Origin of the sequence: Pseudomonas silensiensis (assembly GCF_050434865.1) — a bacterium.
GTDB lineage: Bacteria > Pseudomonadota > Gammaproteobacteria > Pseudomonadales > Pseudomonadaceae > Aquipseudomonas > Aquipseudomonas fluorescens_W.
Genome location: NZ_JBNDJH010000003.1, coordinates 37953 through 62485 on the forward strand (window position 1 = coordinate 37953; position 24533 = coordinate 62485).

Consider the following 24533-nt stretch of genomic DNA (forward strand, 5'->3'; position numbering starts at 1 on the left):
CATCACCTCAAAGTGATACTTAATGTTCGTTACTAGCGTTGGTATGATTCACTTGCAAAGCGTTCTTTAATCGCAACGTTTCTTCGCCCGCCCACGCCCCCCCAACTTCGTCTAGGCGTATGAGCGGGGTACCATGTAGAGGCTGCGGTTCAGTCTTCTTCGTCTGGTAACCAAGGGACGACGCCCTGTGGGCCAACATCCCAGTTGTGATAAAGGATTTCACCGCTCAGAAATGTCCCTGTGACACCGGTGAATATGCAATCAGTGATATTCGCATTGCGCAGATCAGCGCCATCGACCTTAGCCCCTTTAAAACAGGCTCCTCGCAGGTACGCCCCTCGAAGGTCAACGCCTCGCAAATCTGCATAGCTAAAATCAGTTTCCCATCCGTAAGCACCAGGTTGAATCACTGGATCAGCCGTAATGCAGTAGAACTTTGCATCACTGAAGTTGCAGTGGCTTGCCTTTTGAACGTCCTGAAACCAGTCGTAGTGCACGAGACTTCCGGGCGCCTGCAGGTAGCTGAAATCAGGAACTTTCAAGCGTTTGAGGACACGACGAATTCTGCTAAATAGCAACGAGCTGAAATGAAATCCGCTGAAATCGACGCCCCGCTTATCTGCAGCAGACGCAAGTGGAACTTGGTCACGAAGACATTCAACAAGCGCATCGAACTGCAACAGGAATCGCGCTCTTCGAAATACGCCTTCATATGGTTTGCGCCAAAACCCTTGAGAAACACAGTGTTCCGCGTACCGGGATATCATCTGATCCCTAGCAACAATTTTGGGGTATGGCAGACCATGCTCTTTGGCAATGATACGCAGGCAGATATCACGGTTTACGGGGCCGGAACTTATCAACTGAGCACTAATGGCTCTGTCGAGTGCAGAGCGACAGCCGCTGCGTAAATCACGATGCAAAACAGCTGCATCTGACTTAAAAGCAGCAAGCGAAGGAGTATCAGGGAATTTCATAGCCTAGCCTCTCACGATCAACGCTAAACCCTAGTATCAGTTGACCATTAAAGGTGGCAATAAGAGATGTTGTAGCGACGTTGCAGAGGCTTCACCTAGCTAGGGCTGAACGCCAACGTCGGTGGCGCAGACACATACTGGAAAAAAAATCAGCCATCGTCAAGAGTCGCATCAACGTGGAGTTGCACTTGCCTGCCTATAACCGCAAATCAACAAGCTCAGTGGCCAGCCTACGTATCTCGTCCGCCGCATGGGAATCGGGGGAGATATCCAACACTGAGTCAAAGTACGAAAACCCTTCCATGAACGGCTGATCATTGTTGTACTTGTCTATCACGATCTCGTGAGCATTGGTCAAGTGGGTCATGAGACGAGTCAAGGGCAAAGACTTGATATCACTTAAAATTCGTTCTCTGAATGTGCTGGAGGCGAACCTCCTTGCCTCCAGCCCTTCTGCCAGTTCTGGCGGAATCTCCAAGCCTCCACAAAATTCCTCCAATTCGCGGCTTCTGCCACCTACATCATTTCGCGTGACCAACCCGAAGCACCTTGGTGTACGGCGCCCTCCTTTGCTTTTGAGCAATCGCATATTCAACCGCTGGGCGCTATCTACCGATTGAGGACAGCCGCTGTCGATGATGATCGCAACCAAGTCCGAATTTGTGCGAATCAGATCAACCTTAAGATTGAGGTCAAGCAGGACATAGTCGTAATCTGCCTTGACGTCTTTGAACATTCTGGAGGATCCGATCCTCTCGACCATCGAACCCAATGTTCCACCCGTTTCGAACTCAAGTCCGCTACGATCCATAGAAGACCCATGATCCACGATGTGTCGCAATCGCTTGGCGAAACTTTCTTTTTCGGCCAAGCAAAAAAATACGTCTGCATAACCAAAGAAGTCGACGCCTGCCACCAACGATCCTGCCTTGGGGCGCGCACCATTTGAAACGCCATCCTCAAAGCAACAATCGTGGGTGATTACCGCTACGTTGCTTCCTCGTTCCACCAAACATGCAGCTACATCAACGGTGATGGGCGACTTACCGACCCCGCCCTTGAGAGATGTAATGCTCAGCACGCGGGCCGTTCGCGCAACCCTCAGCAGCTTGGCGATGTTCGGGGGCATCGAGATCCCTGATCGATCATAAAAATTTCGTACCACGCTTTTGCGCGGTGAGCGCTGGCCCTGCTCGTAAGATCTCCAGGTTCGTTCGCTCACGCCTGCGCACTCTGCGGCCCTGAATCTAGACATCGAATGCTCGATCCGGGAATTCATGAGCGCAGCGGCCAGTGGGGACATAGCAATTCTCCTTGTCTGTCGAAACAGCCTAAGGGTTTGCGAAACGAGAAAACAGATGGCACAGAGTGCCGAAATCAAACCAGCACATCCCAAGCAACTTCTTCAGAATGTATCTTTATGCTCATGTCGATGTATGTTGCGCAAATCACATCTAGGACATCCATGCCATGAGCATTGAAGTAAAGCTTCTTTAAGCGCCAAGCAATCCAAAACCTCCTCGCGCCATACCGCTACCTCTATTGCGTTGACCTTGAGGCAACCTGTGATGACGTTGGGGTACCCGCCTCACAAACTAAAATGTAGGCTTAAAAAGCACTGTCTAGACGACGCCGCATGGCTATGCTATAGCGCAATGAATCTTTCTCTAAGAGTTCGAAACCAACAACATCTTCGATTTCAGCCCCGGCCTCAACCTTGTCAATCAGTTCTAAAATCGCTTTTCTCATGAACCAGTGAGGTGAGCGATCCAACTTTTCTGACGCTGCCTTCAACCTGGCACGTGTTTGTTCATCCAACTTTATACCTAGCGTCGTCACAGACATATTTCACCCTTTTAAATGATCCGGTCTCTTAAATCAGGAATGCGCATCCCGAAATCACTTCGGTCTATCAGGAAGCTCGCTGGCGCGAATAAAAATCCGTAGTTGAGTAGGTACTCCTAAAACGTGCGAGTCACGACGCCCACATGCCGGTTTTTTTTTCCAGCGCGCACGTATGTTTTGCGAAAAAAAGGCGCCTTTTCAGGCGCCTAAAAACATCCGAAACGCAGGATGTATCTGCTCAATTTCAAGCCGCGTCTGGTACCGCTGCTTGAGCACAATGGCGCGGGCGCACATTGCAACATTGAGTAAGTGAATCGGTACTATTTGCTCAACTTTTGAAATCGCGCCGGCTTACGGAACAGACGGAAATCGTCGAATTTTTGCCCATAGATGAAAGGCAGATAAGCCTCCCGGTCTGGCAATACGTCCAAGCGCGGTACCGTCCAACTCGACTCACCTTCAGTGTAATAAGCCGTACCAATCGATACGACTGGAATGGTGTGAAGAGGATCCAGCGCCGTGCCATTTAGCTTAAGAGTCCCTCTGCCTTCACGCTTTACACGAAGGTTTTCCTGGTTCTTCATGCAGTTCAGAATCGGATCGTGCTGAAGACCAAAGCCAGTGGAGTGAGGTATCGCTTTGATCTCAAAATCGTAGCTCTCACTGCTTGAAGGGCCGAGGTTGTCCCCAAATTCGGCATCAATCTCGATCAAACGTGTGCCGTTACGCTCGCAGAAGCCGTAAGCCTCATGGCCATCCATGTAGACTTGAGCAATGCCGGTTTTCTTTGCCTCCCCCCACATCTCACGACCGATTGTGACGGGCATATCCCCACTCACAATCAACACGAGCATGGTGGTGCCTTCGAGCTCTTTGTATCGACATTTTAGCGAAATTATTCCGCAGTCGAACTCGCCGCATAACTCGCTCTGCCAACGTGAAATGCTGGCTATGGCAGTAGGTGTTTCAGGCAGATCAAAACAAGGAGGTAGCACCGACCGCAAGAATTCAAAAGTCGTCTCGAACTCAATCGATACGGCTTCAATTGTGCAACGCCCTTCAGAGAGAATTCGTTGAATTTCCTGAAGCTCTTCTTTCGTTTTTACGAAACTCATGACAGTCGGTATCCCTTGGTATTTTTATAAGGTTAAAGGTGACAATCTGACGTGGAATTCAGGCTTTCAAGCGTTTGATAACTGCCTCGGCTACGCCCAGAGAAGAAGCTGGATTCTGGCCAGTGATCAAGGATCCAGACACGACAACGTGACTTTCCCAATCGCCGGACTTCGAGTACACCGCTCCAAGCGCTTTCATGTCAGTTTCAACGAGATAAGGAACTGCCTTTTCCAGGCCTACAGCTGCTTCCTCACTGTCACTAAACGCAGTCACCTGGGCACCTTCGACCAAGGGACGTCCATCGCTTTTACGCGCATCGAGCAGTGCGCAGCCCGCATGACAGATTGTGGCAACAGGCTTGCCTAGGGAGATAAACGATTCGATCAGCGCCACAGAATGTGGGTTATCGCGCAAGTCCCACAAAGGGCCATGGCCGCCGGGATAAACAAGCGCGCTCACATCAGATGCCGATACAGATGAAAGTTTGGCTGAGGAGCTCAGACGCTCTGCCAGAATGGCATCAGACTTATAACGCTGGTAAAGAGGGCTGTCCTTCAGAGCATCCACCGAAGCTGGATCTACTGGGACATTGCCTCCCTTTGGCGAGGAAAGGCGAACAGGAAGACCAGCGTCAACGAAGCTGTAATACGGGGCTAGAAACTCTTCAAGCCACAGCCCTGTTTCTCTTCCGGTATCACCTAATGTGTCGTGAGAGGTTAGAACAAACAAAATACTCATCGTGCGCACTCCAGACGTTTCAGCCAGATGGTTGGATTTCAGGCAGCAGTTTGCTGATCCCACAAATCTTGGGCGGTCGACCAGGTTTGATTAACGTCGCGACCGTCGGCGGTTTTCCAGGTGATTGGGCCTACCATCTGAAGGATGAATGTAGTGTCAGCGAGCATCTTGGTTTCTTCGTGCTCGGCACCAGTAGCCTCATAAAGAAAACCGTGCTTAACGCAAAGCGCGCCGCCATTTTCTGGCCCACCACGCAATTCAAGAATGCCGTCGAAGACGTAGCCTTCCGCTGGGCCATGGTGAATGTGCGGCAGCAAAATTGAGCCGTTCGGACAGAAAAACATCACTGTCCAGATGCCAAACTCAGGAGAAACATGGAGTAGCTTCCACTTCACACCGCCGGTATGAAATTGCTCTGGAAACTCCTGCCACTCTACTTCGTCAACCTGCACATAAGCGTCTTGTGGTTTCTGGATCTGGTTCATTTCAGGCCTCACGGATTGTGGGTATCGGTGGGCACAAGCTACATCTGGGGTTCAGTTCGTCCTATCCAGAATTGGCAACAGGCGCATCTGACTCACGGTAGGAGGGCGAAAAAGCAGAGTTGCCGAAAATGGCTATTTCCTTAGAGGTTCAGAGCTTAGCTTTCGGGTCGTAGATAACCCGGCGAGTGCTCCTCGCCCATATGAGGAATAAGAAGATGGCTAAAACAATAACGGTAATCGGCACTGGCTTGATGGGTTCCGGCCTCGCCCGCACACTGCTTGCAGCAGGACGAAAAGTCACAGTGTGGGATGGTCGCCCTGAAGCCACTAAACCCTTGGTGGAAAAAGGTGCCACTCTTGCTCCTTCCTTCGTGGAAGCGGTGCATGCAAGCGAGCTGACCATCATGATTATCAGCAGCGCAGCTGGTGGTGCATCGCTTATCGAAAGCAATATCGAGGCACTTGATCTGGCCGGTCGCTTCGTGGCCAATCTCAGCACTTCTATGCCGGAAGACGGACAACGCTTTCGTAGTCTCGTAGAAAGTCGCGGCGGGATCTTTATCAACGCTGCTATCTCTTCGTACCCTGACCTGATTGGCGGCCCTTACACAGCGATTCAATACGCATGTGATCCAGCCGTATGGGACGAGATTGCAGAAACCGTTAAGCCGATGGCGCCACAAGGCACGATTTACACCGGTGAAGACCTGACTGTGCCACCTATCGTTGATGCCGCGATGACGGGCAGCTTTTACGCCGTGGGCCTGGCCGGCTTCCTCGAGGCAGCGGCGTATGCCAAGACTCAGGGCGTCAGTGCGAGCCAACTTTCGGAGTTCGCCGACAAGATGTTGGATCTGCTGCGCTATAAAGTGCAAAAGAGCATCAAGGAGATCGAGGCCAACGATTTCAGCACAATCCAGGCAACTGTGGACGTGTATCTGGATGCCGTTGTTCAGTGGCGCGATGCACTTAAGGCAAGCGGACTGCGGGCCAGTCATATCTCGGCACTCGCGGATGACCTCAAGATTGCTCAGGATGCTGGTCACGGTGCCTTGGGCTTCAACTCACAATATCTGGTGGCAGGGACAAAGGGCTAAGGATTGGGCAATAAAAAGCCGGCTACGAAAGAGCCGGCTTTTTACATTTGAGGGCTTTTAATGATGACGTCGGTGCGCGCCCAATCTGCTTACAGTTTGAGACGGTAGCTCTCCGAAAAACTCCTGATAGTATTTTGAAAATCTACCCAGATGGCTGAAGCCCGCATCAAGCGCGGCGCCTTGAATTGTCTCCTGCGGTGAGGACATCAACAGTTTTCGTGCGGTGTTCAGTCGCACAGACCGTACATAGTTCAGTGGAGTCATGCCCAATACATCTTCAAAACTGTATTGAAGCGTTCTACGGCTGATCCTGAGGTGGTTACACAGGTCTAGCACTCCAATGTCTTCATCCTGGACATGGTGAGCGAAAAATTCGCAGCTCTTTTCGACGATGTATGTCCGTGTCGAAGGAGGAATGACGAGCCGAGTAGAAGTTTCAAAATCCAAAATTTCTTGGACGCAGCTAAAAACCTTATCCAGACTCGAACTGAATGGATCTTGCCCAATTCCTGCCTGGACGTTACTCAGATGTGATTTTAGATTCAGCTCGAAATCGATCTGAGTTTCGATAGAAGGCTGAATAAATCGCTCGAATGGCTTCGACTCGATATTTAGGAAAGCTTCAGTTTTGAATGTTTCGAGAAAAGCAGCCTTACTGACGGTAAGCATCAATGCTTCGATAGGCGCTTTTGATACCGCATGGAAAGAGCGCCCAGACGAAATGTGAAAGGTGTTGGCGTTAACGTACCTGCCGTTGAGAAGCACATCCTCATCGGATCGCACGTTAACGATGACTATCGAATCCAGCGGAACATGACATATTTGCTCGACACAGGGACTGTCCATGGTCTCGCGAGTAACCTGCACTTTTCCGGCAATGGAATGGCTCGCAATAGCACCATGGAAGTGAGCTTTCTTCTCAAGCTGATGATAACGATTGTCGTCCCATTCGTTCAGGCCACCAGCGTGCTCAAACGCATCATGCGACTCCAAAAACCGAAACCTGGTGTCGTTCTGAGGTGTGTGCATGGCCATCATGAAATCCCGCTTAACTTAGGTGACATATGTCTCTAGGCAAGCTTCATGCCGCCAACCCGTCAAAATCTTTCTTATTCCACGCGTATGCGCAGAGAGGCCCCTAAAACGAGCGCTGCAGGCCGAGCAAAAAAAGACGCAAAGCCTCTTTGGGCTTTGCGTTTTTTGTGAACTGATACCGACCTTGCATTTTATTGGGTCAGATGACCCAGACTGGTGCGAATTTACTCACTCCTCAGCCACAGATCCGAGAAGAAACTACCCAAATACCTGCGAAACCTGACTATCCAAAATGCCCAGCGGTCGCGCCTCCATCCAAAGAGTAAACAATTCCGTTCGTGTAACTGGCTTCATCGGAAGCCAGGTGATAGATGACCTTCGCCACCTCAGCAGGCTGAGCAAATCTGCCCAAAGGTACCTCTTTGGCGTAGGACTTCATCTCGGCTTCAGGGTCACTCGCCTCCGCAAATAAGCTATCCATCATCCGAGTCTGTACGAAGCCTGGACACACCGCATTGCTACGTACTCCCCAAGGCCCATAGTCCAGCGCCAGGCACCGCACAAGCCCCAGTACACCGTGTTTAGATGCACAGTAAGCCGCATATCCCGATGCACCACGCACTGATGCGTCGGATCCTACGGCAACGAAAGCGCCGCCTTTCTGTTTCATGAAAATCGGCATCGAATACTTCGACATTAACCAGGTGCCAGTGAGGTTCACCCCCAGCATGAATTCCCAGTCGTCCTTAGCCAAATCATGAACCAGTCCTGTGCGAGCAACACCCGCGCAAGGGATCACGGCATGAAGCGCAAGGTTGAAGGATTTGACGAACTCAAATAGCCCTCGCACCTCCTCCTCTTGAGAGACATTCACGACCTGTGCATGAAAGCTGCCGGCGCCGACCTTTTGGGCTGTCTCTTCCAGGCCTGATTGCGAAAGGTCGCAGCCGATCACACAGAAATTATTCTTTGCGAAGTGGACGGCGGTCGCCTGGCCGATTCCAGAACCAGCTCCAGAAATAACGACAATGCGCATTTCTTTGCTCATGGCTGTACTCCATATTTTTTAGGCTGAGCCCACAACGTAGCGTTAAGGAAGGGCTTGGCCGTAGCCAATATCGGCAAATCGCAAAGAGGTTGCCAATAGGAGGATGTCTCAGAATGGATTGCCAAAAATGGATACGAGGTAACAGCTGCCAAGCGTAGGCTGAATACAGGGCGCAATTGAACAGCTTTTCTGACCGTCGAAGGGAAGCAACAACATAGCGTCCAGAAACACTTACTACCGCTGCCATAATAATTTTCTAAAACAGCCAAAGCGGACGGCATCGTAAGAACTCGTCCAGAGAGCAACGACATGAGCAAAGCTGACGTTGAACACGGCACAGGAATGATGAGTACAAGCGAAAGCTTGAACACGGATCTGTTGAAGCAACTGGAGGCCATGAACCAGCCTGAGCACACCTCTTCCGAATGCTGGAGTAGCGCTGCGTCGCTCGTTCGAGAAGCCTCTATATGGATTCTCTTAGGTGCTGTTCTCTGGATCGGTACCTTGCTGGCTGTAGGAGCAAACGCATGAGCACTTCACATAGCGTCGAACAAGAAGCCCTCGCGGGTCGGTTGCCAGTTCTGTCAGGTAACCGGGTGTACAAAACCTACGGCTCATTTCTCTGGACTTGTTGCGCATTCAGTGCTGCAACATGGGCATTCCTCATAGGCAGCTATCTACCGTATGTAGGGGATTGGCGGCTCGGAGTGATGGGGTATGTGATCGGCCTCATCATCGGCATGGCATTGGTTTCGCTCGCTTCGGGAGTGCCCAGCTACAAATACGGAACCGACCCTATTGATACAGCCAAAGCTTCTTTCGGCTACAGAGGGATCATCGTTCCCCTATTTGGCTTGCTTGCAACCTTGATTGGCTGGTCTTACGTAGTTGAAGCATTGACCGCCAGGGGAGCAGCGAACGTCGCCGCCACCGTCACGGGAAGCCAGGTAACCGGCGATTCACATGAGCACCTGGTGATTGGCGTTGCGTTGGCTGCATTGCTCCTAGTCTGGTTTATTGCATGCAAAGGGCCGAAGTTTTTTGAACGCCTCAACGGTTTTATCGGGCCGCTGCACATGCTGATCACCCTAGTGATGTTTGGCATCCTGGTGCATAAATTCGGACTCGAAAACCTGTGGCACAACCAGGTCGCTCCAGATCAGATGCTATCGCATGATCCCGTACAGGGCCTGGCACTTGCCGTTGAGTTTGGCGTCTCCAACGCCATGACTTGGTGGCCAGTCATGGGTGGTCTTACCCGCCTGGTAAAAAGTAAAAACCATGTCATGGGCCCCTCCATCATTGGCGTGGGCATCCTAGGAGCGGCGGTTGTTTCCACCGTCGCGGCCCTTGCAGCCATCAGCGCAGGCACTTACGACCCAACGATTTGGATGATCGCAGTTGGCGGGCAAGTATTCGGCTCAATCGTGATGACCATCGTTCTGACGGCAAACATTGCCACGATGGTTGTGATGATCTACCTGGCAGGGGTTTCAATTCAGCAGGTCAAATTCTTCGCAAGATTAAAATGGGAATTGCTTCTCGCACTCCTCCTGCTGCCTGGTGTGTACTTCGCTTTTGAGACTGAATGGCTGCTGTCTAAGGTAATGAGCTGGCTGTCGTACAACGGCGTCATGTTTGTAGGTATTTCTGGGATCACGCTGGTTGATTATTTCATCCTTAGACGCGAACAACTCGATGCCCCAAGCTTCTTCGCGACTCGCAACAGTCACTACGCGTATTGGGGGGGAGTGAACTGGGCAGCGGTAGTTATCAGCATCGTGGCAGTGATCGGCTATTTGGCTCTTTACGATCCCGTAACGGTCGCAATGAGTGGAGGGTTCCGTTACCTAGGCGCCTCCATTCCAGTGATCGCAATTTCTGGATTGGCGTACTACCTGGCCGTGAGACTCATCGTGGCACCTTTGGGGAAAGGTAGCTACACGAAGGGAACTGCAATCACCAGTCGCCCAACACTCGATCCACAGCCAAAGCCGGGAACGATGAGGGTCAGCCTCTAGCTGCCAAAACGGCATCCCTCCTATGAGTCTCAGCTAAAGCTGAGCTCTAAATCAGGTTTCCCTCAGGGCGTCTTCTAGACGCCCTTTTTTATGCAGGCGCGCAGTTCTCTGCGCCCACTAGAGGCGTTGCTAATGCTATCGATGTATTCAATGAAGTTCAGGATGCTAGCCCTGACAGGGCTATGTCTGGTGACGACGCTGGCAAGCGTCGTGGCCCTTAACGTCAAGCAGGGGAAAGTGTCTTCAGATGAAATTCGTAAGCAGAGCAGTGTTCTATTAGAAGTCGCGGCTCGCGACCAACTCATCGGCAACGGGAAAACTCAGCAAGCTCGCATAGAGAAAAAATTCAGCGATGCCAATCTCTTAGCTCAGCAGGTAGCTTTGCAGATGGGTACGCTTCGAGATCAGTTTGCAGAGGGGCGGATCAGCGCAGAGAACCTGCGGCGAGACATGGTCAAAAGCATTCATCAAGCGATTGCAGCCAACCCTGCTTTCTTGGGGCTATACGTTGCTTTTGAACCCAATCAAGCAGCTGGTGAAGACGAAGGCTTCAAAGGCAAGACAGAGTTCGGTTCAAACGAAGTTGGCCGGTTCTCAACCTACTACTCTCGTTACGGCAGCACCACCTTCGAATTAGCAGCATTAGACGAAAAGACGATCAACGGCGATCAGCCAAACGCTAGCGGCCAGCCGATGAATTACTGGTACAGCTGCTCGAAAAGTACGCTTAAGCCCTGCATCACTGCCCCTTACTTCGACACACTGAATGGTCAAACTGAAGGTCTCGTATCGCTTGCCGTTCCCTACTTGGAAAAGGGCAAATATGTCGGTGTATTGGTCGTCGATTTGAGTCTGACTGATCTTCAGGAGCAAAGCGAAAAGCTCTCCCGAGATATTTACGATGGGCATTCTGCGGTCAGCATCGTGAGCGACCTGGGCGTAGTCGCTGCTAACAGCGCCTCGGCCAATTCAGCTGGCAAATCAGCTTCTCAGGTATGGCCCGAAAATGGAGCGCGGCTTCAGGCTGCAACATTCGCTTCTGGAGTATCAGCCGCTCGCGAACGCGACAATTTTCAGTTGCTACTGCCCTTCTCTCCTATTGGCGAGTCAGTACCTTGGGCCGTAAAGATCGACGTACCGTGGGACACGTTGATGGCACCTGCTGGCAAGTTGGCAGACCAGCTGGATACACGGCGCCGTTCAGGCATGTGGCAAAGTATTATGTTCGGTGCGCTGCTCGGAACATTAGGTCTTTTGTTAAGCGCAGTCGTCATCCATAAATTGCTTCAACCTTTGAGGGTAATCACGCTCATGATCAAGGAAATTGCGAGCGGTGACGGCGACCTGACCAAGCGGATCAACTACCACCAGCCTAACGAACTTGGTGAGCTTTCAGGATGGTTTAATCGCTTCCTGGACAAACTACATCCTCTGATAAAGGAGATCCAAGTCACTGCTCAGAAAACTCGTGAGGCTGCAACGCACGCGTCCGCGATAGCACAAGAATCTCGCGCCAGATTGAACGCCCAAGCCAATGAGGTCGATCAGGTAGCTACAGCGTCTACCGAAATGGCAGCGACTGCGCAGGAAGTGGCCAGGAATACCGCATCTGCCGCCGATGCCGCGCAGGATAGTAATCACGCGGGATCTCAAGCTGATCGAATCATTGTCAGCGCGAGCCAAACAATTCATAAGCTGTCCGACGGCATGAGCCAGAACATGTCCCAAGTCAGGGCGCTCGCCGATAGCAGCACAAAGATCAGTTCCGTTCTGGAGGTCATTCGGGGGATCGCCGAACAGACGAACCTACTCGCATTGAATGCCGCCATCGAAGCCGCTCGCGCTGGCGAAGCCGGTCGAGGATTTGCGGTTGTCGCAGACGAAGTTCGAACCTTAGCTCGGCGCACCCAAGATTCGGTAGCCGAGAGCCAGCTAGTCATTGAAGCTCTTCAACAGAACACCTCTAATGTGGTCGCTGCAATGAGCGAAAGCCACTCACTGACAGGCACGACGGTTGAAGAGTTCGCCAAGGTCGGGGATGCCCTTCAGCAGATGAGCATGGGAGTAGGAAGGATAAATGACATGACCCTACAGATCGCGACGGCTACAGAGGAACAAAGCAACGTGGCTGATGAAGTCAGTGCAAACGTCAGCAACATCAGGGACTTCACCCAGAGATTGGCCTTGAACGGTCAAGAATTAGAAACCGTCAGTATGCACCTTGATCAGCTGGCGAAGACTCTCGAAGAAAAAGTAGGCCACTTCAAAGTCTGATCTGACCACTTTGCGCCCTCTTATTCGAGGGCGCACTCACCTAACTAAGCAGACTCATCTGCATGTGAAGGCGCCAAAGTGGCAGTCCAAAATGAGATCGCGGTCTCGACCATCTGTTCGCGGAGCCCCGACGTTGGGCTCAACTGATCCTGGTAGAAAAAAACCCCCTCAATCTGCGTCGCGATCAGAGCAGCGTATGTCCGGATTTTGTCCGCTGGTAACTGCGGATTGATTTCAGTGATCAACTGACAGAAGCCGTTAAGGAAGTGGTTGTACTGACTGACCATTAAATCCTTGATCGACTCATCGTGGCTGGCCAGAGCTCCCATTTGAAAAAAGAACTTTCCAGTTTCTGTATCAAATGTCGCTGATGAGTTTTCCCGAATGGCAACTGCCAATCGTTCAATTGGTGTTTCGGCGGAGGCATTCTCAACCAGGTGATTCACGGCCTCTACGAAGTGACCAAGCTTTGCCTTGATCATTTGCCGGCAAAGATTTTCCGTATTGCCACAGTAGTGCTGAAGGTTGTTGAGGCTAATACCCAACTCCTTGGCAACCTTTCGGGCGGAGAATTGCGCGTAGCCGTCCCGCACAAAGATAACGGCAGCGGCATCGTTGATCTCTTCGATTTTTTTTAGCCGCTTACCGGCACGGCTGTAGGGGCTGACGTCCCCAGCTTCACTTTCTTCATATTCTAGTAGCACGCCGTGGCCACTCCTTTTGTAGCGTAGTGCCCCATTCTCGCTGGGACGACTCCAGCATCGCTACCCATCTTACCCCTAACCAAAGCAGCCAGTGAGCGACGTTACCTGTTGGCCCCATCGAGTTGCCAATTTCGGATGTCGCTGAGATAGATCTTGGGATCACCGCCACATACACCAATCACATTCAACCTGACCTCCAAGGACATTGACGAAAAAAGCCCCGGTTATTTCCGAGGCTTTTGGCTTCACAAGCAAATCTACAGATGTTGTAAAAACCAATCCGTCGCTGCCTTACTCGAAGCTTCAAAGTATTTGACGTAAGGATCGAAGTGACCGCCCTCAAGCAGAACCAAAGCCTTCGGCTGAAGCGCCTGCTCGTATGCTTTGAGAGCCAAATCCGTGACCGTCAAAGTATCGCGCTTGGCCACAAGCATCAGCAGTGGAGTCGGGCTTATACGATCAATTACAGATCCCGGCTCATACTCATTCAGCATCTCAACGCTCTTGAGCGTTACCTCGTTACGCCAAGCAGGAGCAATGGTTCGTCCGCTGTGGATGAAGAAGTCGTAGGAATCCTGTCCTGGGAGAGCGCAATCACTTGTTGGGTCTTCGTTTACGACTTCGAGCATCATAGGGGCCTTGCCCGCATAGCGATCAGCCCGGTCAACCTCGAACGCATCAATGACTGCAGGCAGCAGGTCAGGGCGAATGGCGAGGCGTACATCCATCGACCCGCTTATATCAGGCACCTGTGCTGCTACACATTTCACCCGACGATCAAAAGCCGCTACCTGTAAAACATGCCCACCACTGTAACTCGATCCCCAAATGCCGATCCGCAGACTGTCGATCTGCTCAAGGGTACAAGCGAACGTAATGGCGTCTCGGTAATCGCGGATCTGAAGGACGGGGTCGACTTCCTGCCGAGGAAGACCTTCACTGGATCCGAAATTACGGTTGTCATAGATCAATACGGTAAAGCCATTTTGCGAAAAGACTTCTCCGTACTTATCCAGGTACTGCTCCTTTACAGCAGTAAATCCGTGGGCCATGACGATGGCCGGATACTGACTCTTTGCCTGCCCTTCAGGGGTATACAACCACCCTCGGAGCGTCAAGCCATCGATGGTTTTAAAGCTGATGTCGCTGCGCATTGTAAGTACTCCAAGCGTTGCCGCCGGTTATTACCCGTTACAAGATGTCTTCGGCGGTGGTGTTCAAGGACGCTTCTGGAGCGACCAGATAGTTGGGGTCTCGCATCTCAATCCATCCACAGAATGGTGGATTCGTGCTCCACCCCAGCAGGCGCTGAACACGCTCGGGGAACTCACGGACACGCTCACGAGGAACTGCGATGTATTGATTTTCTTCTTGGCGTAGGTAGCCCAGAACCAAGGTAGTGGCAATAGCGGTACGTGGTTTGTCCGCCGTCGTATTCTTGCCGCCACTGTGGTACGTCGATCCCAGGTAGATCAGGCCGTCACCAACGCTCATCTCAGCCGGCACGGATTCCTCGTAGGTAGGCGCACGATCATCATCCCACTTGTGGCTGCCTGGAATAACTCGCGTTGCACCATTTGCTTCGGTGTATTCGCTTAGCGCATATAGCACCTGAATTTGACTATCTGGGCCAGGGTGACGGCGATGGTGAGCAATATCATCACGATGGAGCGGCTGCGCGCCCTCACCAGGCATGATCATGATTGCTTGGGTCAATGACATCTGCAGCGCAGGGACGGAAACATGCTGAACACCGTCGAGCCAATACTTGAAAGGCTTGCACAGATGCTTCTCTGCTGCGCCGTAAAGCTGTGGTTGGGTGATGAGTTCTTGCATATGCAGTGACCGGGAGAACAGCCCCGATATGCGCCGTGTCTTACGCCCAACGAAGGAGCCGTCACCATTAGGAGCAACGTCCAGCACGTCAGCCAGATCAGCCCACAACCCGTCGATGGTCTCTTGCTTGAGCATGTTTTTAACAATGCATCCACCATCGCGCTCCAGGCACTCAAGGATGTCGTCGATGCTGGCGCTGCTTGGCAGTGTGACCAACGCTTTTCTGCTACTCATCTTGCTCTCCGGAAAAACTTCAGGTGTTCGTGCAGCTTTTATACAAGGCTGTTGAACATTCCCTTATCCAGAATCGGCAAGCTGATAAAGCGGGACAAGACCTAATCAAGGTGTCCGAATTGCCGATTCTGGCTAGGTTAGTTAGCAAGGAGCATTTAGCGTTTGATCACGTTCATAAAACATTGAGGGAGCACTGATGAAAAGGCTCGAAGGCAAGGTGGCATTGATTTCCGGCGCGTCCTCAGGCATCGGCGCTGCAAGCGCCATACGCTTCGCAGAGGAAGGGGCCAAAATTATCATCTGCGACATCGATGAGGCGAAGGCCAGCTCAGTTGTGAAGGCAATTCAGACTGCAGGTGGCGAGGCAATATTTGCGCGTTTGGACGTTCGGGATGAGAGTCAATGGATATCAGCGTTTCAAGCTGGCGTATCACAGTTTGGTTTCGTGAACGTCGTTATGAACAGCGCCGGCATCGCGGTGCCCGGCAACGTCGAAACCATGAGCTTTGACGACTGGAACAAGGAGCTTTCGGTCAATCTCAACGGTACCTTTTTCGGCATCAAACACGCGTTCAAAAACCTTCGAGAATCAGGTGGGTCGATAATCAATCTGTCCTCGATCGAAGGCATCGTTGGCCATCCGGAATACGCGGCATACTGTGCCGGTAAAGGTGCCATCCGTAATCTCACCAAGTCTGCGGCGCTGCACGCAGGTCGAAGCGGCTACAAGATCCGCGTCAACAGCATCCATCCTGGGTACATCGTTACGCCAATGGTTGGAAATGACCCAGTAGAGCTAGCGCGATTGGCGAAGCTTCATCCAATCGGCTTCTTAGGCGAAGCAATCGACATCGCCAACATGGCGCTCTTCCTGGCTTCGGACGAGTCGCGCTTTGCGACAGGGGCAGAATTTGTCGTCGACGGCGGGTTCCTAGCGCAGTAGAGACCCTCAACTACAACTCAGTAGGGCAATGACGACCATAGTGCTTACTGTTTGAACGCAACGCGGTGTTTAAAACCTAGCTACCAAAAAAGGGCCTTTAAAGGGCCCTTTTGTACTCAATCCAAAATCACTTGGTCAGCCAGGACTCAACGGTCGCGGCGCCGTGCTGCGCTTTCCACTCCTTCAGCGTCTTGTGATTGCCGCCTTTAGTTTCGACGACTTCGCCGGTATGTGGGTTCTTATAGACCTTCACTTGGCGCGGCTTGCGACTGCCGGCTTTAGATTCGGCTACTGGAGCGCGACGGCCAGACTTCGGATCTAGCAGGTTGATCACGTTCGGCAGGCTGTAACCATACTCAGCGAGCAATGCGCGCAGCTTCGTTTCAAATTCGATTTCTTTCTTGAGGCCAGCATCACCTTTCAGCGCTTCGAGAGCTTGAAGCTGTTCGGCGAGGTGTTTTTCGAGCTGGCGGAATTCAGCGAGCTTAGACATGACGGATCTCTGCCTGGGCCACCCGTGGGAATTCATGGGCATCGCCAAGGCCATGCTGGAAACCGGCATCCTCCCGGACTTCATCGTGGTCGATGGCAAGGAAGGCGGCACCGGCGCCGCGCCCGTGGAATTCACCGACCACATTGGTGTGCCGATGCGCGAAGGCCTGCTGTTCGTGCACAACACGCTGGTCGGCCTGAACCTGCGGGACAAAATCAAACTCGGCGCCAGCGGCAAGATCGTCAGCGCCTTCGACATTGCCAGCGTCCTGGCCATCGGCGCCGACTGGGCCAACTCGGCGCGCGGCTTCATGTTCGCCATCGGTTGCATCCAGTCGCAAAGCTGCCACACCAACAAATGCCCGACCGGCGTCGCCACCCAGGACACCCTGCGCCAACGCGCACTCGTCGTCCCGGACAAGGCCCAACGCGTCTTCAACTTCCACCGCAACACGCTCAAGGCCCTGGCCGAAATGCTCGCCGCTGCCGGGTTGGAACATCCTTCGCAGCTATCAGCCAAACATTTGGTACGGCGCATGTCGGCAACCGAGATCAAATTGTTCTCGCAGTTGCATGTGTTCTTGAAGCCGGGAGAGTTGCTGACCGGTGAAGTGAATGGCGAGTTTTACTCGCGGATGTGGCAGATGGCGCGGGCGGACAGTTTTGAACCGAATGAGGTCGTAGCGGCCTGAACCCGACGGCCCCTGTCATCGCGCTTCACCAGTGAAGCGACTTAATCGGGGCCGGCTCTTTCATGACAATAAAACCGTAATCGCCGAGCAGATAAATCCGGTAGTACTGGCGCTCCAGCACCGGTGGATAGCCCTGATAACCCACCCTCGTCGCATTACGTCGCTCCTTCTCCGCAACGACGTTGGTGATCCCCACTTTCGGCAGGTTCTCGGCCAGCATGTAGAAGTCGATGTTCAGCAGATAGTGCAACACCGGCATCTGCTTGAACGAGCCCGCCGCCCCCAGCAGCCAGTGATCGGAATAGGTCACTGACATGTAAATGCGCTTGGCCTCGAGCAGCTGTCGATTCGACGCGATGTCGTGTTCAAGACTTAACAACGCGCTGGACGCGAAGGCTTTCTGCACGGTCAGCACGCGCCCATAGGCATACGAAATTGAAAGCATTGCCAACAATGGCACCATCAACAACAGCGGTAATCGCTGGTGGATTCGTGCCAGCGCCAGATGGCTCAAATAGAACAACAGCACCAACAGAACCGCGAAGCCCATCAGGGTTCTGGCGCCTTCATTGAAGTCCCGGAAAAACAGCGCGACACCCGACACCAATAGCGTCACGACCGGCAATGTCAGTAGACACATCAGGCCGATCAGGATTTTCTTCAGCCCTGTGTCCTGACGTTCCAACACGTTCAGCCCCAGCCGGACACTGCCAGCAATGGCACACAGCAGCAGTGCGGCGAACACCCAGGTAAATCCGCCGTGAAACAGCAGCACGACTTTTTCCAGCACCCGGCCGATATTGATTTGAAGTTGCAGCAAGGGCTGCGCCGTCCAGTTCAACAACAAGGTGCGATTTCCACTCATGAACGGATAAGCACTCACGCTGTAAATCAACCAGCCCAGGATGGCCTGCGATATTTTCCAGCCAATCAACTCGCACCACTGCGGCCAGGCCAGCTTGTCATTCGCGCTCCTGAGCAGTTCCAGGCAACACAGACCCAGAAACACATTGAAGCTCACCTGATAGAGCCCCAACGCCAGCGCAATCAGGAACGAAGGCACCAGCCAATGAACGATGCGCGAGGGATGACGAAAGGTGATCGCATAGATGACCGCCACCACGCTCAACGCCATGGCGGGTCCGTCGTATTGATAGGACAGGTTTTGCAGAAAGAACGGGTTGTACCAGAGCGGCAACGGCACCAGGCAGCAGGCAATCGTCGGTTGCGGGTAGTAATGAAACGTCAGGCTGGTCAGTGCCGCGGCCATGGCCAGCGTGACGATCAACAGCGGCAACGGAAAGATGTTCGGCGCGGCATTGCCGAAGGTCAGCAGGTTGTAGAACAGCTCGGTGAATAACCGTCCCTGCTCCGCCCAGGCCGAACCGGCCGCAGCCGACAACGAGCGCCAGTTGTCATCGATATACGGATAGTCCGCGAGGATCAGCGGCACCACATACACAAAGGTCGCCAACAGAAAAAACAGCCAGACTTGTCGACGCCCGAGTTCCTTGCTGAAAAAGTCGCTGAACCTGCCCATGCTAAATCCCGAGCCGGTCTTTGCCGCCGACGATGTCTTTCACCACATAACGCGGCCGATGTTTGGCTTCGATGTAGATGCGGCCGACGTACTCACCGAGGATGCCGATGCCGATCAGTTGCACGCCGCCGAGAAACAGAATGGCCGTCATCAGCGACGGGTAACCAGGGACGCTGTTGCCGAAGAAAATCTTGTCCAGCACCATGTACACCGCGTAGAGCACCGCGAAGATCGAAATGCCGCCACCAATGTAAGTCCATAAGCGCAACGGCACCGTACTGAACGAGGTCACGCCTTCCAGCGCCAGGTTCCAGAGCTTCCAGCCATTGAACTTGCTGGTGCCCGCCACTCGCTCGGCTCGCTCGTACTCCACCACCACGGTGGTGAACCCGGCCCATGACAGCACGCCTTTCATGAACAACTGGTGCTCGGGAAGCGCGCGAATCACGTCGACCACCTTGCGGTCCATCAGACGAAAATCCCCGACGTTTTCTTCGATGCGGGTGTAAGCGATACGGTTCAGCACACGGTAGAACAGCGATGCGCTGTGGCGTTTCAGGTAACTATCGGCGGTGCGATTCCGGCGTTTGGCGAGCACCACATCCGCGCCTTTTTGCCATTCGCCAATCAATCGCGGGATGACGCTGATCGGGTCCTGCAAATCGACATCCATGGGAATCACCGCATCGCCGGTGGCATATTCCAGGCCGGCGAACAACGCCGGTTCCTTGCCGAAGTTGCGCGAGAAGTTGATCAGTAGAACTTGTTCATCGGCTTGCGCCAGGGCCTTGACCTCTTCAGCCGTGCGGTCGGAACTGCCATCGTTGATGAACACGATCTCGACCTCAGCCTGGTCAAGCCTCAACTCGCGACGCACGGCCTGATAGAACAGGCTGATCGCCTGTTCTTCATTGAATACCGGAACGATCAACGAGACTTTCATGCGTTACGCTCGCGAAAGACCACGTACTTTGAAAACAGAAAGCCGAGCACCAGGCTCAATGCTGAAAAGATAGCCACCGTCAGCAGGCCGTGAAGTCTCCACACGTCGCCTGCATGGCCGACGCCCAGACTCAGCGCCCCCATGGCTCCCAAGAATAGAAGATAACCGCCGACCGACGCCTTGGCATCGAAGGTGTACAGCGCGTTCATATAGAAGGAAAACGAGGCGGCAACGCAGAAGGCTGCCAGGTTGCTGACAGCCTGACTGAAGCCGGCCCCCACGCTCAGCAGGAAGAAGATTTGCCAGTGGATCAGGGTGTTGGCGACCCCGACCACCGTGTAGCTGGAAAATCCTTTCCACAAAAGTTTCATGGTGAGCCTCCTGTTTCACGTCATAAAACTTTGAACCTGTCTACTGTCAGAAATCACAGGTTGGACCGCCTTTCAGACCAGCGGTCAGGGCTTGCCTCAACGCCAGGAGACATCCCGTAATATCCCGGTTTTGCAATTACCCGCGAATCACGCCACCCTGCGCGCCGCCGATGTGCCGCGCTACCTTTGGCACCTCGGTTACTCCTTATCTCAACACCCGTTCACGAGCCCGCCGTCATGACGTTTGAGCGCGATCACCGAATCGACTTTTTTCGCGGCCTGGCACTGATTTTCATTTTTTGGGATCACGTGCCTCAAAACCCCCTTGGCCAAATCACCCTGCGCAATGTCGGATTCAGCGATGCCGCAGAAATATTCGTGTTTCTCGCCGGCTACGCGGCCGTTCTGGCTTACGGCAAAATCCTTGGGCGCGATGGTTACCTGATCGCCTGCGTGAAGATTCTGCGGCGCGCCTGGGTGCTCTACGTGGTCCATATTTTCCTGCTGGCCATGCTGATGGGCATCGTGTTCTTCGCCAACAGCCATGTGGAAACCCGCGATCTGGTGGAGGAAATGGGCCTGCATCACTTCATCACCAACCCCCAGCAAGCGTTGACGGATGAGTTACTGCTGCGCTTCAAGCCGAACCTGATGGACCCGCTGCCGCTATACATCGTGCTGCTGGCGGGATTGCCACTGGTCCTGCCGTTGCTGGTGCGCAAGCCGTGGGCGGTCGTCGCGGTGTCATTGGCGGTGTACTTGCTGGCACCGCGGTTTGGCTGGAACCTTGCGGCCATCAAGGACGGTGTGTGGTACTTCAACCCCGTCACCTGGCAACTGCTGTTTATCCTCGGCGGCTTTGCGGCGATTCACGGGCTGCGGCCACGGTTGCCCGACACTCGCCCGCTGTTGCGCCAGCCCTTGTTTGTCAGCGCGGCGGTGTACGTGGTGGTGACCGGCGTGATTACCGTCTCCTGGCGCTGGCCGGAAATACACGATGCCGTGATGCCCGCCAGCCTGAGCAACCTGCTGTACCCGATCAGCAAGACCGATCTGTCGCCGGTCCGTCTGCTGCACTTCCTGGCGCTGGCTTATGTCACCGCCAGGCTCTTGCCCGGCAACGGCTGGACGCAAAACTGGCTGGCGCAGCAATGCTGCCGTATGGGGCGCTACTCACTGGAAGTTTTCTGCCTCGGCGTGCTGTTGGCACCCTTGGCGGACATGCTCAACGCCCTGACCGACGATGCGTTTGCCATGCAGGTTTTCACAGCGTTGGTGGGTGCCGGGGTGATGGCGTTGCTGGGGGCGTGGCTGGATTTCAACAAGCGGTTGAATCGGCCAATGTCGGTGGCGGCCGCTTAAGATCCAAACGCAAAAGCCCCGGCCAATGGACCGGGGCTTTTTCATTTCAGGCGTTACGTCTTACGAAGCCGAACGCACCGCACCCTGCGACACATTGGTCGGTTGCAGCTTGAACACGTAGAACAACACCGTCAGCAGGACCAGGAACGCCGGGCCCACATAGAGCGCCACGCGAGTGTCCGGGAAGTACGCCATCAGGCCGACCACCAGCACCAAAAACGCCAGCGCCAGGTACGAGCTGACCGGGTACAGCCACATCTTGTATTTCAGGCCGGCACGTTCGCTGGCGCTCAGGCCTTGGCGGAACTTGAGTTGGGCCAGCAGGATCATCACCCAGGTCCAGATCGCGCCGAAGGTGGCAATCGCCGTCACCCAGACGAAGACTTTTTCAGGCACCAGGTAGTTGAGCAGCACACCCAGCAACAAGGCACCGATCGACAGCAGCAAGGCGCGACGCGGCACGCCATTGTTCGAGGTCTTGGCAAAACCGGCCGGGGCCTGGCCGTTCTGCGCCAGGCTGTAGAGCATGCGCCCGGTGCTGAAGATGCCGCCGTTGCAGGACGACAGCGCCGCGGTGATCACCACGAAGTTGATGATGCCGGCGGCGGTCTTGATGCCCAGGCGCTCGAAGGTCATCACGAACGGGCTGCCCTGGGTGCCGATTTCGTTCCACGGGTAGATCGACAGAATCACGAACAACGCGCCGACGTAGAACAACAGAATCCGCCAGAACACCGAGCCGATCGCATTGGGAATGGTCTTCTGCGGGTTCTTCGCTTCACCGGCGGTCAGGCCGATCATCTCGACGCCGAGGTAAGCAAACATCACCATTTGCAGGGACATCAACACGCCTTGCACGCCGTTGGGCATGAAGCCGCCGTGCGCCCAGAGATTGGAAATCCCCAGCGCCACGCCGTCGTTGCCGAAGCCGAAAGCGATCACGCCGATACCGCCGAGCACCATCGCAATGATGGTGACGATCTTGATCAGGGCGAACCAGAACTCGAACTCACCGAAGGCTTTCACCGCGATCAGGTTGATCGAGCCCATGCTGATCAACGCAGCGAGTGCCCAGATCCAGCGCGGCACATCGGGGAACCAGACGCCCATGTACACCGCCACCGCGGTGATTTCCGCCACGCAGGTCACCAGCCACAGAAACCAGTAATTCCAACCGGTCAGGAAGCCCGCCAATGGGCCGAGGTAGTCTTGAGCATAACGGCTGAAGGAGCCGGCGACCGGGTTGTGCACCGCCATTTCGCCGAGGGCGCGCATGATCACCAGGATCGCCAGACCGCCGATGATGTAGGACAGCATGATTGCCGGGCCAGCCATCTCGATGGCCTTGGCCGAACCGAGGAACAGACCGACGCCGATACAGGCACCGAGCGCCATCAAGCGAATATGCCGTTCGCCGAGTTCGCGTTTGAGCGGGCCGCCTTGAGCGGTCTCGCCATGGGGCAGGTGATTGCCTGGCATAGGGGTACAACCTCGTCTTGTTATTGGATATGACCACCGAGTGTCGAAGCGTTGACCGGTAAGCCAATGCTTTTCTGAAACCGGGCCTGCTTCGTGGGCAAACCCGTCTTGTAGGACAAAACCTGCAAGATCAGCGGGGCGTGCAGTATAAAAAGCTTCTTACAGGGTTTTTCACTCTATAAACCACAACATTCAGCGAGAACTCTCGGGAAAAGCACGGTTTGCGGAGGGGCATTACCTGCCTAAAGCGGGATTATTCGTAACTTAAACGGCGCGGAGTATTGCACGGTAATGGTGCATCGTCATGCCCCTATCCAGCCAGCATTCGCACGGTGATGGCTCTAGCTCAACCATTCCAGCACACATCAATACTGTGGCGAGGGAGCTTGCTCCCGCTCGACTGCGCAGCAGTCGCAACACCTGTAATCCATATTTGTCAGACCGATCACGATTGCAGGGTTTAGGGCCGCTTCGCAGCCCAGCGGGAGCAAGCTCCCTCGCCACAGGAATCTCCTTCGAAAGTTTCAGAAATTTCACTCAGGAGTTGCAGCCACTTGGGAATGATTGGATAGCTAAGGTGAATTCGAACAAATACTTAAATAAGGACGCAAAGGAATGCATCCACGCCCAAATTCACATCTGTTACGCCATGGACGCTGTTCAGAACAGGGTCGGGCCTATCTGATTACTGCGGTTACTCATCAGCGCTGCTGCATTTTCACCGATTGGCGGTTGGGTCGTTTGCTGGTCGCCGAACTCAGGCGAGCTCATGAACAGGAATGGGTCAACTCGATAGCCTGGGTCGTCATGCCGGATCACTTCCATTGGCTGGTGCAACTCGAACAACGCACCTTGGCGCAACTCATGCAGGCCATCAAATCACGCAGTACTCTCACAATTAACCAAGCGTCAAACCGCCGAGGGGCCTTCTGGCAAACCGGCTATCACGACCGGGCAATTCGAGATGGCGAAGAACTCCTGCCGTTCGCTCGATACATCGTCGCAAATCCATTACGTGCAGGCCTGGTGGAAAAAATCGGTGATTACCCGCTCTGAGATGCCTGCTGGCTCTAAACACTTCCTGAAGATTACTTTGCATTGTGGCGAGGGAGCTTGCTCCCGCTCGGCTGCGCAGCAGTCGCAAAATCTGTGAACCGCATTTATCAGACCAACCGCGGTTGCAGGGTTTAGGACCGCTTCGCGACCCAGCGGGAGCAAGCTCCCTCACCACAAGGAATGATGGGAATTCGATATTTGTGTATTCACAATTTTTTCACCGAGGCCAACCACCGTCTAAGCTT

23 protein-coding genes and 2 pseudogenes are annotated in these 24533 nt (G+C 53.8%); 9 read left to right on the forward strand and 16 right to left on the reverse strand.

Annotation, left to right across the window (positions count from 1 at the left end; translation table 11 throughout):
• Positions 1 to 149 precede the first annotated feature (149 nt).
• The 6 genes from QF010_RS04785 to QF010_RS04810 form a co-directional block, all read right to left on the reverse strand.
• Positions 150 to 977: a pentapeptide repeat-containing protein gene (locus tag QF010_RS04785; protein WP_429532506.1), complete on the reverse strand. Its 828-nt coding sequence runs from the start codon at positions 975 to 977 to the stop codon at positions 150 to 152.
• A 196-nt stretch (positions 978 to 1173) separates the two neighbouring features.
• Positions 1174 to 2280, reverse strand: a complete 1107-nt coding sequence (locus QF010_RS04790) for an AAA family ATPase (RefSeq protein WP_429532507.1) — start codon at positions 2278 to 2280, stop codon at positions 1174 to 1176.
• 305 nt (positions 2281 to 2585) lie between these two features.
• Positions 2586 to 2822, reverse strand: coding sequence for a ribbon-helix-helix protein, CopG family (locus QF010_RS04795; RefSeq protein ID WP_429532508.1), 237 nt, complete (start codon positions 2820 to 2822; stop codon positions 2586 to 2588).
• A gap of 320 nt (positions 2823 to 3142) precedes the next feature.
• A complete protein-coding gene (locus QF010_RS04800) occupies positions 3143 to 3937 on the reverse strand; it encodes an acetoacetate decarboxylase family protein (RefSeq protein WP_429532509.1) in 795 nt (264 codons plus the stop codon).
• Between the two features lie 58 nt (positions 3938 to 3995).
• Positions 3996 to 4676 (reverse strand): type 1 glutamine amidotransferase domain-containing protein, encoded by a 681-nt coding sequence (locus QF010_RS04805; protein WP_429532510.1) that lies wholly within the window; start codon positions 4674 to 4676, stop codon positions 3996 to 3998.
• A gap of 38 nt (positions 4677 to 4714) precedes the next feature.
• Positions 4715 to 5161 (reverse strand): cupin domain-containing protein, encoded by a 447-nt coding sequence (locus QF010_RS04810; protein WP_429532511.1) that lies wholly within the window; start codon positions 5159 to 5161, stop codon positions 4715 to 4717.
• A gap of 215 nt (positions 5162 to 5376) precedes the next feature.
• Between QF010_RS04810 and QF010_RS04815 the strand changes: the two genes are divergently transcribed.
• Positions 5377 to 6258: an NAD(P)-binding domain-containing protein gene (locus QF010_RS04815; RefSeq protein WP_429532512.1), complete on the forward strand. Its 882-nt coding sequence runs from the start codon at positions 5377 to 5379 to the stop codon at positions 6256 to 6258.
• 57 nt (positions 6259 to 6315) lie between these two features.
• Here QF010_RS04815 and QF010_RS04820 read toward each other — a convergent pair whose 3' ends face one another.
• Positions 6316 to 7293 (reverse strand): helix-turn-helix domain-containing protein, encoded by a 978-nt coding sequence (locus tag QF010_RS04820; RefSeq protein WP_429532513.1) that lies wholly within the window; start codon positions 7291 to 7293, stop codon positions 6316 to 6318.
• A gap of 283 nt (positions 7294 to 7576) precedes the next feature.
• The gene (locus QF010_RS04825; RefSeq protein ID WP_429532514.1) at positions 7577 to 8341 is read right to left on the reverse strand and encodes an SDR family NAD(P)-dependent oxidoreductase; all 765 of its coding nucleotides are present in this window, start codon (positions 8339 to 8341) and stop codon (positions 7577 to 7579) included.
• 309 nt (positions 8342 to 8650) lie between these two features.
• Between QF010_RS04825 and QF010_RS04830 the strand changes: the two genes are divergently transcribed.
• From QF010_RS04830 to QF010_RS04845, 4 genes and pseudogenes are all read left to right on the forward strand, one after another.
• Complete coding sequence (locus QF010_RS04830; RefSeq protein WP_046061863.1) at positions 8651 to 8872, forward strand: hypothetical protein; 222 nt, start codon at positions 8651 to 8653, stop codon at positions 8870 to 8872.
• Positions 8869 to 10362 carry a cytosine permease gene (locus QF010_RS04835; protein WP_429532515.1) on the forward strand — a complete coding sequence of 498 codons (1494 nt, stop codon included), beginning with the start codon at positions 8869 to 8871 and terminating at the stop codon, positions 10360 to 10362. Before QF010_RS04830 ends, QF010_RS04835 begins: the two co-directional genes overlap by 4 nt.
• Positions 10363 to 10812: 450 nt before the next feature.
• A pseudogene (locus QF010_RS04840) lies at positions 10813 to 11778 on the forward strand (PDC sensor domain-containing protein); the annotation flags it as partial.
• A gap of 102 nt (positions 11779 to 11880) precedes the next feature.
• Entirely contained in the window at positions 11881 to 12636 is a 756-nt protein-coding gene (locus QF010_RS04845; RefSeq protein ID WP_429532629.1) for a methyl-accepting chemotaxis protein, read from the forward strand.
• A gap of 44 nt (positions 12637 to 12680) precedes the next feature.
• Here the strand turns inward: QF010_RS04845 and QF010_RS04850 are convergent, their stop codons facing one another.
• The 3 genes from QF010_RS04850 to QF010_RS04860 form a co-directional block, all read right to left on the reverse strand.
• Positions 12681 to 13340 (reverse strand): TetR/AcrR family transcriptional regulator, encoded by a 660-nt coding sequence (locus QF010_RS04850; protein ID WP_429532516.1) that lies wholly within the window; start codon positions 13338 to 13340, stop codon positions 12681 to 12683.
• A gap of 257 nt (positions 13341 to 13597) precedes the next feature.
• Positions 13598 to 14494, reverse strand: a complete 897-nt coding sequence (locus QF010_RS04855) for an alpha/beta hydrolase (protein ID WP_429532517.1) — start codon at positions 14492 to 14494, stop codon at positions 13598 to 13600.
• Between the two features lie 37 nt (positions 14495 to 14531).
• Positions 14532 to 15410: a phytanoyl-CoA dioxygenase family protein gene (locus tag QF010_RS04860; RefSeq protein WP_429532518.1), complete on the reverse strand. Its 879-nt coding sequence runs from the start codon at positions 15408 to 15410 to the stop codon at positions 14532 to 14534.
• A gap of 196 nt (positions 15411 to 15606) precedes the next feature.
• Between QF010_RS04860 and QF010_RS04865 the strand changes: the two genes are divergently transcribed.
• Positions 15607 to 16353, forward strand: a complete 747-nt coding sequence (locus tag QF010_RS04865; protein WP_429532519.1) for an SDR family oxidoreductase — start codon at positions 15607 to 15609, stop codon at positions 16351 to 16353.
• A 127-nt stretch (positions 16354 to 16480) separates the two neighbouring features.
• On the opposite strand, the gene QF010_RS04870 is transcribed toward QF010_RS04865, so the two are convergent.
• On the reverse strand, positions 16481 to 16846 hold the full coding sequence (locus QF010_RS04870) for a histone-like nucleoid-structuring protein, MvaT/MvaU family (protein ID WP_429532520.1): 366 nt from the start codon (positions 16844 to 16846) through the stop codon (positions 16481 to 16483).
• 10 nt (positions 16847 to 16856) lie between these two features.
• Here QF010_RS04870 and QF010_RS04875 point away from each other — a divergent pair.
• Positions 16857 to 17537: pseudogene (locus QF010_RS04875) on the forward strand (glutamate synthase-related protein); the annotation flags it as partial.
• Positions 17538 to 17562: 25 nt separating this feature from the next.
• Here QF010_RS04875 and QF010_RS04880 read toward each other — a convergent pair.
• Genes QF010_RS04880 through QF010_RS04890 form a run of 3 tightly spaced genes read right to left on the reverse strand, consistent with a single transcriptional unit; the run spans position 17563 to position 20391 of the window.
• The gene (locus QF010_RS04880; RefSeq protein WP_429532521.1) at positions 17563 to 19077 is read right to left on the reverse strand and encodes a glucosyltransferase domain-containing protein; all 1515 of its coding nucleotides are present in this window, start codon (positions 19075 to 19077) and stop codon (positions 17563 to 17565) included.
• Between the two features lies 1 nt (position 19078).
• Positions 19079 to 20020, reverse strand: a complete 942-nt coding sequence (locus QF010_RS04885; RefSeq protein ID WP_429510980.1) for a glycosyltransferase family 2 protein — start codon at positions 20018 to 20020, stop codon at positions 19079 to 19081.
• A complete protein-coding gene (locus tag QF010_RS04890; RefSeq protein WP_033057427.1) occupies positions 20017 to 20391 on the reverse strand; it encodes a GtrA family protein in 375 nt (124 codons plus the stop codon). Before QF010_RS04890 ends, QF010_RS04885 begins: the two co-directional genes overlap by 4 nt.
• Before the next feature lie 237 nt (positions 20392 to 20628).
• Between QF010_RS04890 and QF010_RS04895 the strand changes: the two genes are divergently transcribed.
• On the forward strand, positions 20629 to 21753 hold the full coding sequence (locus QF010_RS04895) for an OpgC family protein (protein ID WP_429532522.1): 1125 nt from the start codon (positions 20629 to 20631) through the stop codon (positions 21751 to 21753).
• A 60-nt stretch (positions 21754 to 21813) separates the two neighbouring features.
• Here QF010_RS04895 and QF010_RS04900 read toward each other — a convergent pair whose 3' ends face one another.
• Positions 21814 to 23232: an amino acid permease gene (locus tag QF010_RS04900; protein ID WP_429532523.1), complete on the reverse strand. Its 1419-nt coding sequence runs from the start codon at positions 23230 to 23232 to the stop codon at positions 21814 to 21816.
• 615 nt (positions 23233 to 23847) lie between these two features.
• On the opposite strand from QF010_RS04900, the gene QF010_RS04905 reads away from it, so the two are divergent.
• Entirely contained in the window at positions 23848 to 24288 is a 441-nt protein-coding gene (locus QF010_RS04905) for an REP-associated tyrosine transposase (RefSeq protein WP_429532524.1), read from the forward strand.
• Positions 24289 to 24533 lie beyond the last annotated feature (245 nt).

Coding starts and splice junctions, on each gene's coding strand:
- QF010_RS04830 (WP_046061863.1), top strand. CDS start 8,651: ATGAGCAAAGCTGACGTTGAACACGGCACAGGAATGATGAGTACAAGC.
- QF010_RS04895 (WP_429532522.1), top strand. CDS start 20,629: ATGACGTTTGAGCGCGATCACCGAATCGACTTTTTTCGCGGCCTGGCA.
- QF010_RS04835 (WP_429532515.1), top strand. CDS start 8,869: ATGAGCACTTCACATAGCGTCGAACAAGAAGCCCTCGCGGGTCGGTTG.
- QF010_RS04825 (WP_429532514.1), bottom strand. CDS start 8,341: ATGAGCAAAGAAATGCGCATTGTCGTTATTTCTGGAGCTGGTTCTGGA.
- QF010_RS04905 (WP_429532524.1), top strand. CDS start 23,848: ATGCATCCACGCCCAAATTCACATCTGTTACGCCATGGACGCTGTTCA.
- QF010_RS04785 (WP_429532506.1), bottom strand. CDS start 977: ATGAAATTCCCTGATACTCCTTCGCTTGCTGCTTTTAAGTCAGATGCA.
- QF010_RS04870 (WP_429532520.1), bottom strand. CDS start 16,846: ATGTCTAAGCTCGCTGAATTCCGCCAGCTCGAAAAACACCTCGCCGAA.
- QF010_RS04865 (WP_429532519.1), top strand. CDS start 15,607: ATGAAAAGGCTCGAAGGCAAGGTGGCATTGATTTCCGGCGCGTCCTCA.
- QF010_RS04810 (WP_429532511.1), bottom strand. CDS start 5,161: ATGAACCAGATCCAGAAACCACAAGACGCTTATGTGCAGGTTGACGAA.
- QF010_RS04815 (WP_429532512.1), top strand. CDS start 5,377: ATGGCTAAAACAATAACGGTAATCGGCACTGGCTTGATGGGTTCCGGC.
- QF010_RS04790 (WP_429532507.1), bottom strand. CDS start 2,280: ATGTCCCCACTGGCCGCTGCGCTCATGAATTCCCGGATCGAGCATTCG.
- QF010_RS04885 (WP_429510980.1), bottom strand. CDS start 20,020: ATGAAAGTCTCGTTGATCGTTCCGGTATTCAATGAAGAACAGGCGATC.
- QF010_RS04855 (WP_429532517.1), bottom strand. CDS start 14,494: ATGCGCAGCGACATCAGCTTTAAAACCATCGATGGCTTGACGCTCCGA.
- QF010_RS04820 (WP_429532513.1), bottom strand. CDS start 7,293: ATGGCCATGCACACACCTCAGAACGACACCAGGTTTCGGTTTTTGGAG.
- QF010_RS04795 (WP_429532508.1), bottom strand. CDS start 2,822: ATGTCTGTGACGACGCTAGGTATAAAGTTGGATGAACAAACACGTGCC.
- QF010_RS04900 (WP_429532523.1), bottom strand. CDS start 23,232: ATGCCAGGCAATCACCTGCCCCATGGCGAGACCGCTCAAGGCGGCCCG.
- QF010_RS04805 (WP_429532510.1), bottom strand. CDS start 4,676: ATGAGTATTTTGTTTGTTCTAACCTCTCACGACACATTAGGTGATACC.
- QF010_RS04880 (WP_429532521.1), bottom strand. CDS start 19,077: ATGGGCAGGTTCAGCGACTTTTTCAGCAAGGAACTCGGGCGTCGACAA.
- QF010_RS04800 (WP_429532509.1), bottom strand. CDS start 3,937: ATGAGTTTCGTAAAAACGAAAGAAGAGCTTCAGGAAATTCAACGAATT.
- QF010_RS04860 (WP_429532518.1), bottom strand. CDS start 15,410: ATGAGTAGCAGAAAAGCGTTGGTCACACTGCCAAGCAGCGCCAGCATC.
- QF010_RS04890 (WP_033057427.1), bottom strand. CDS start 20,391: ATGAAACTTTTGTGGAAAGGATTTTCCAGCTACACGGTGGTCGGGGTC.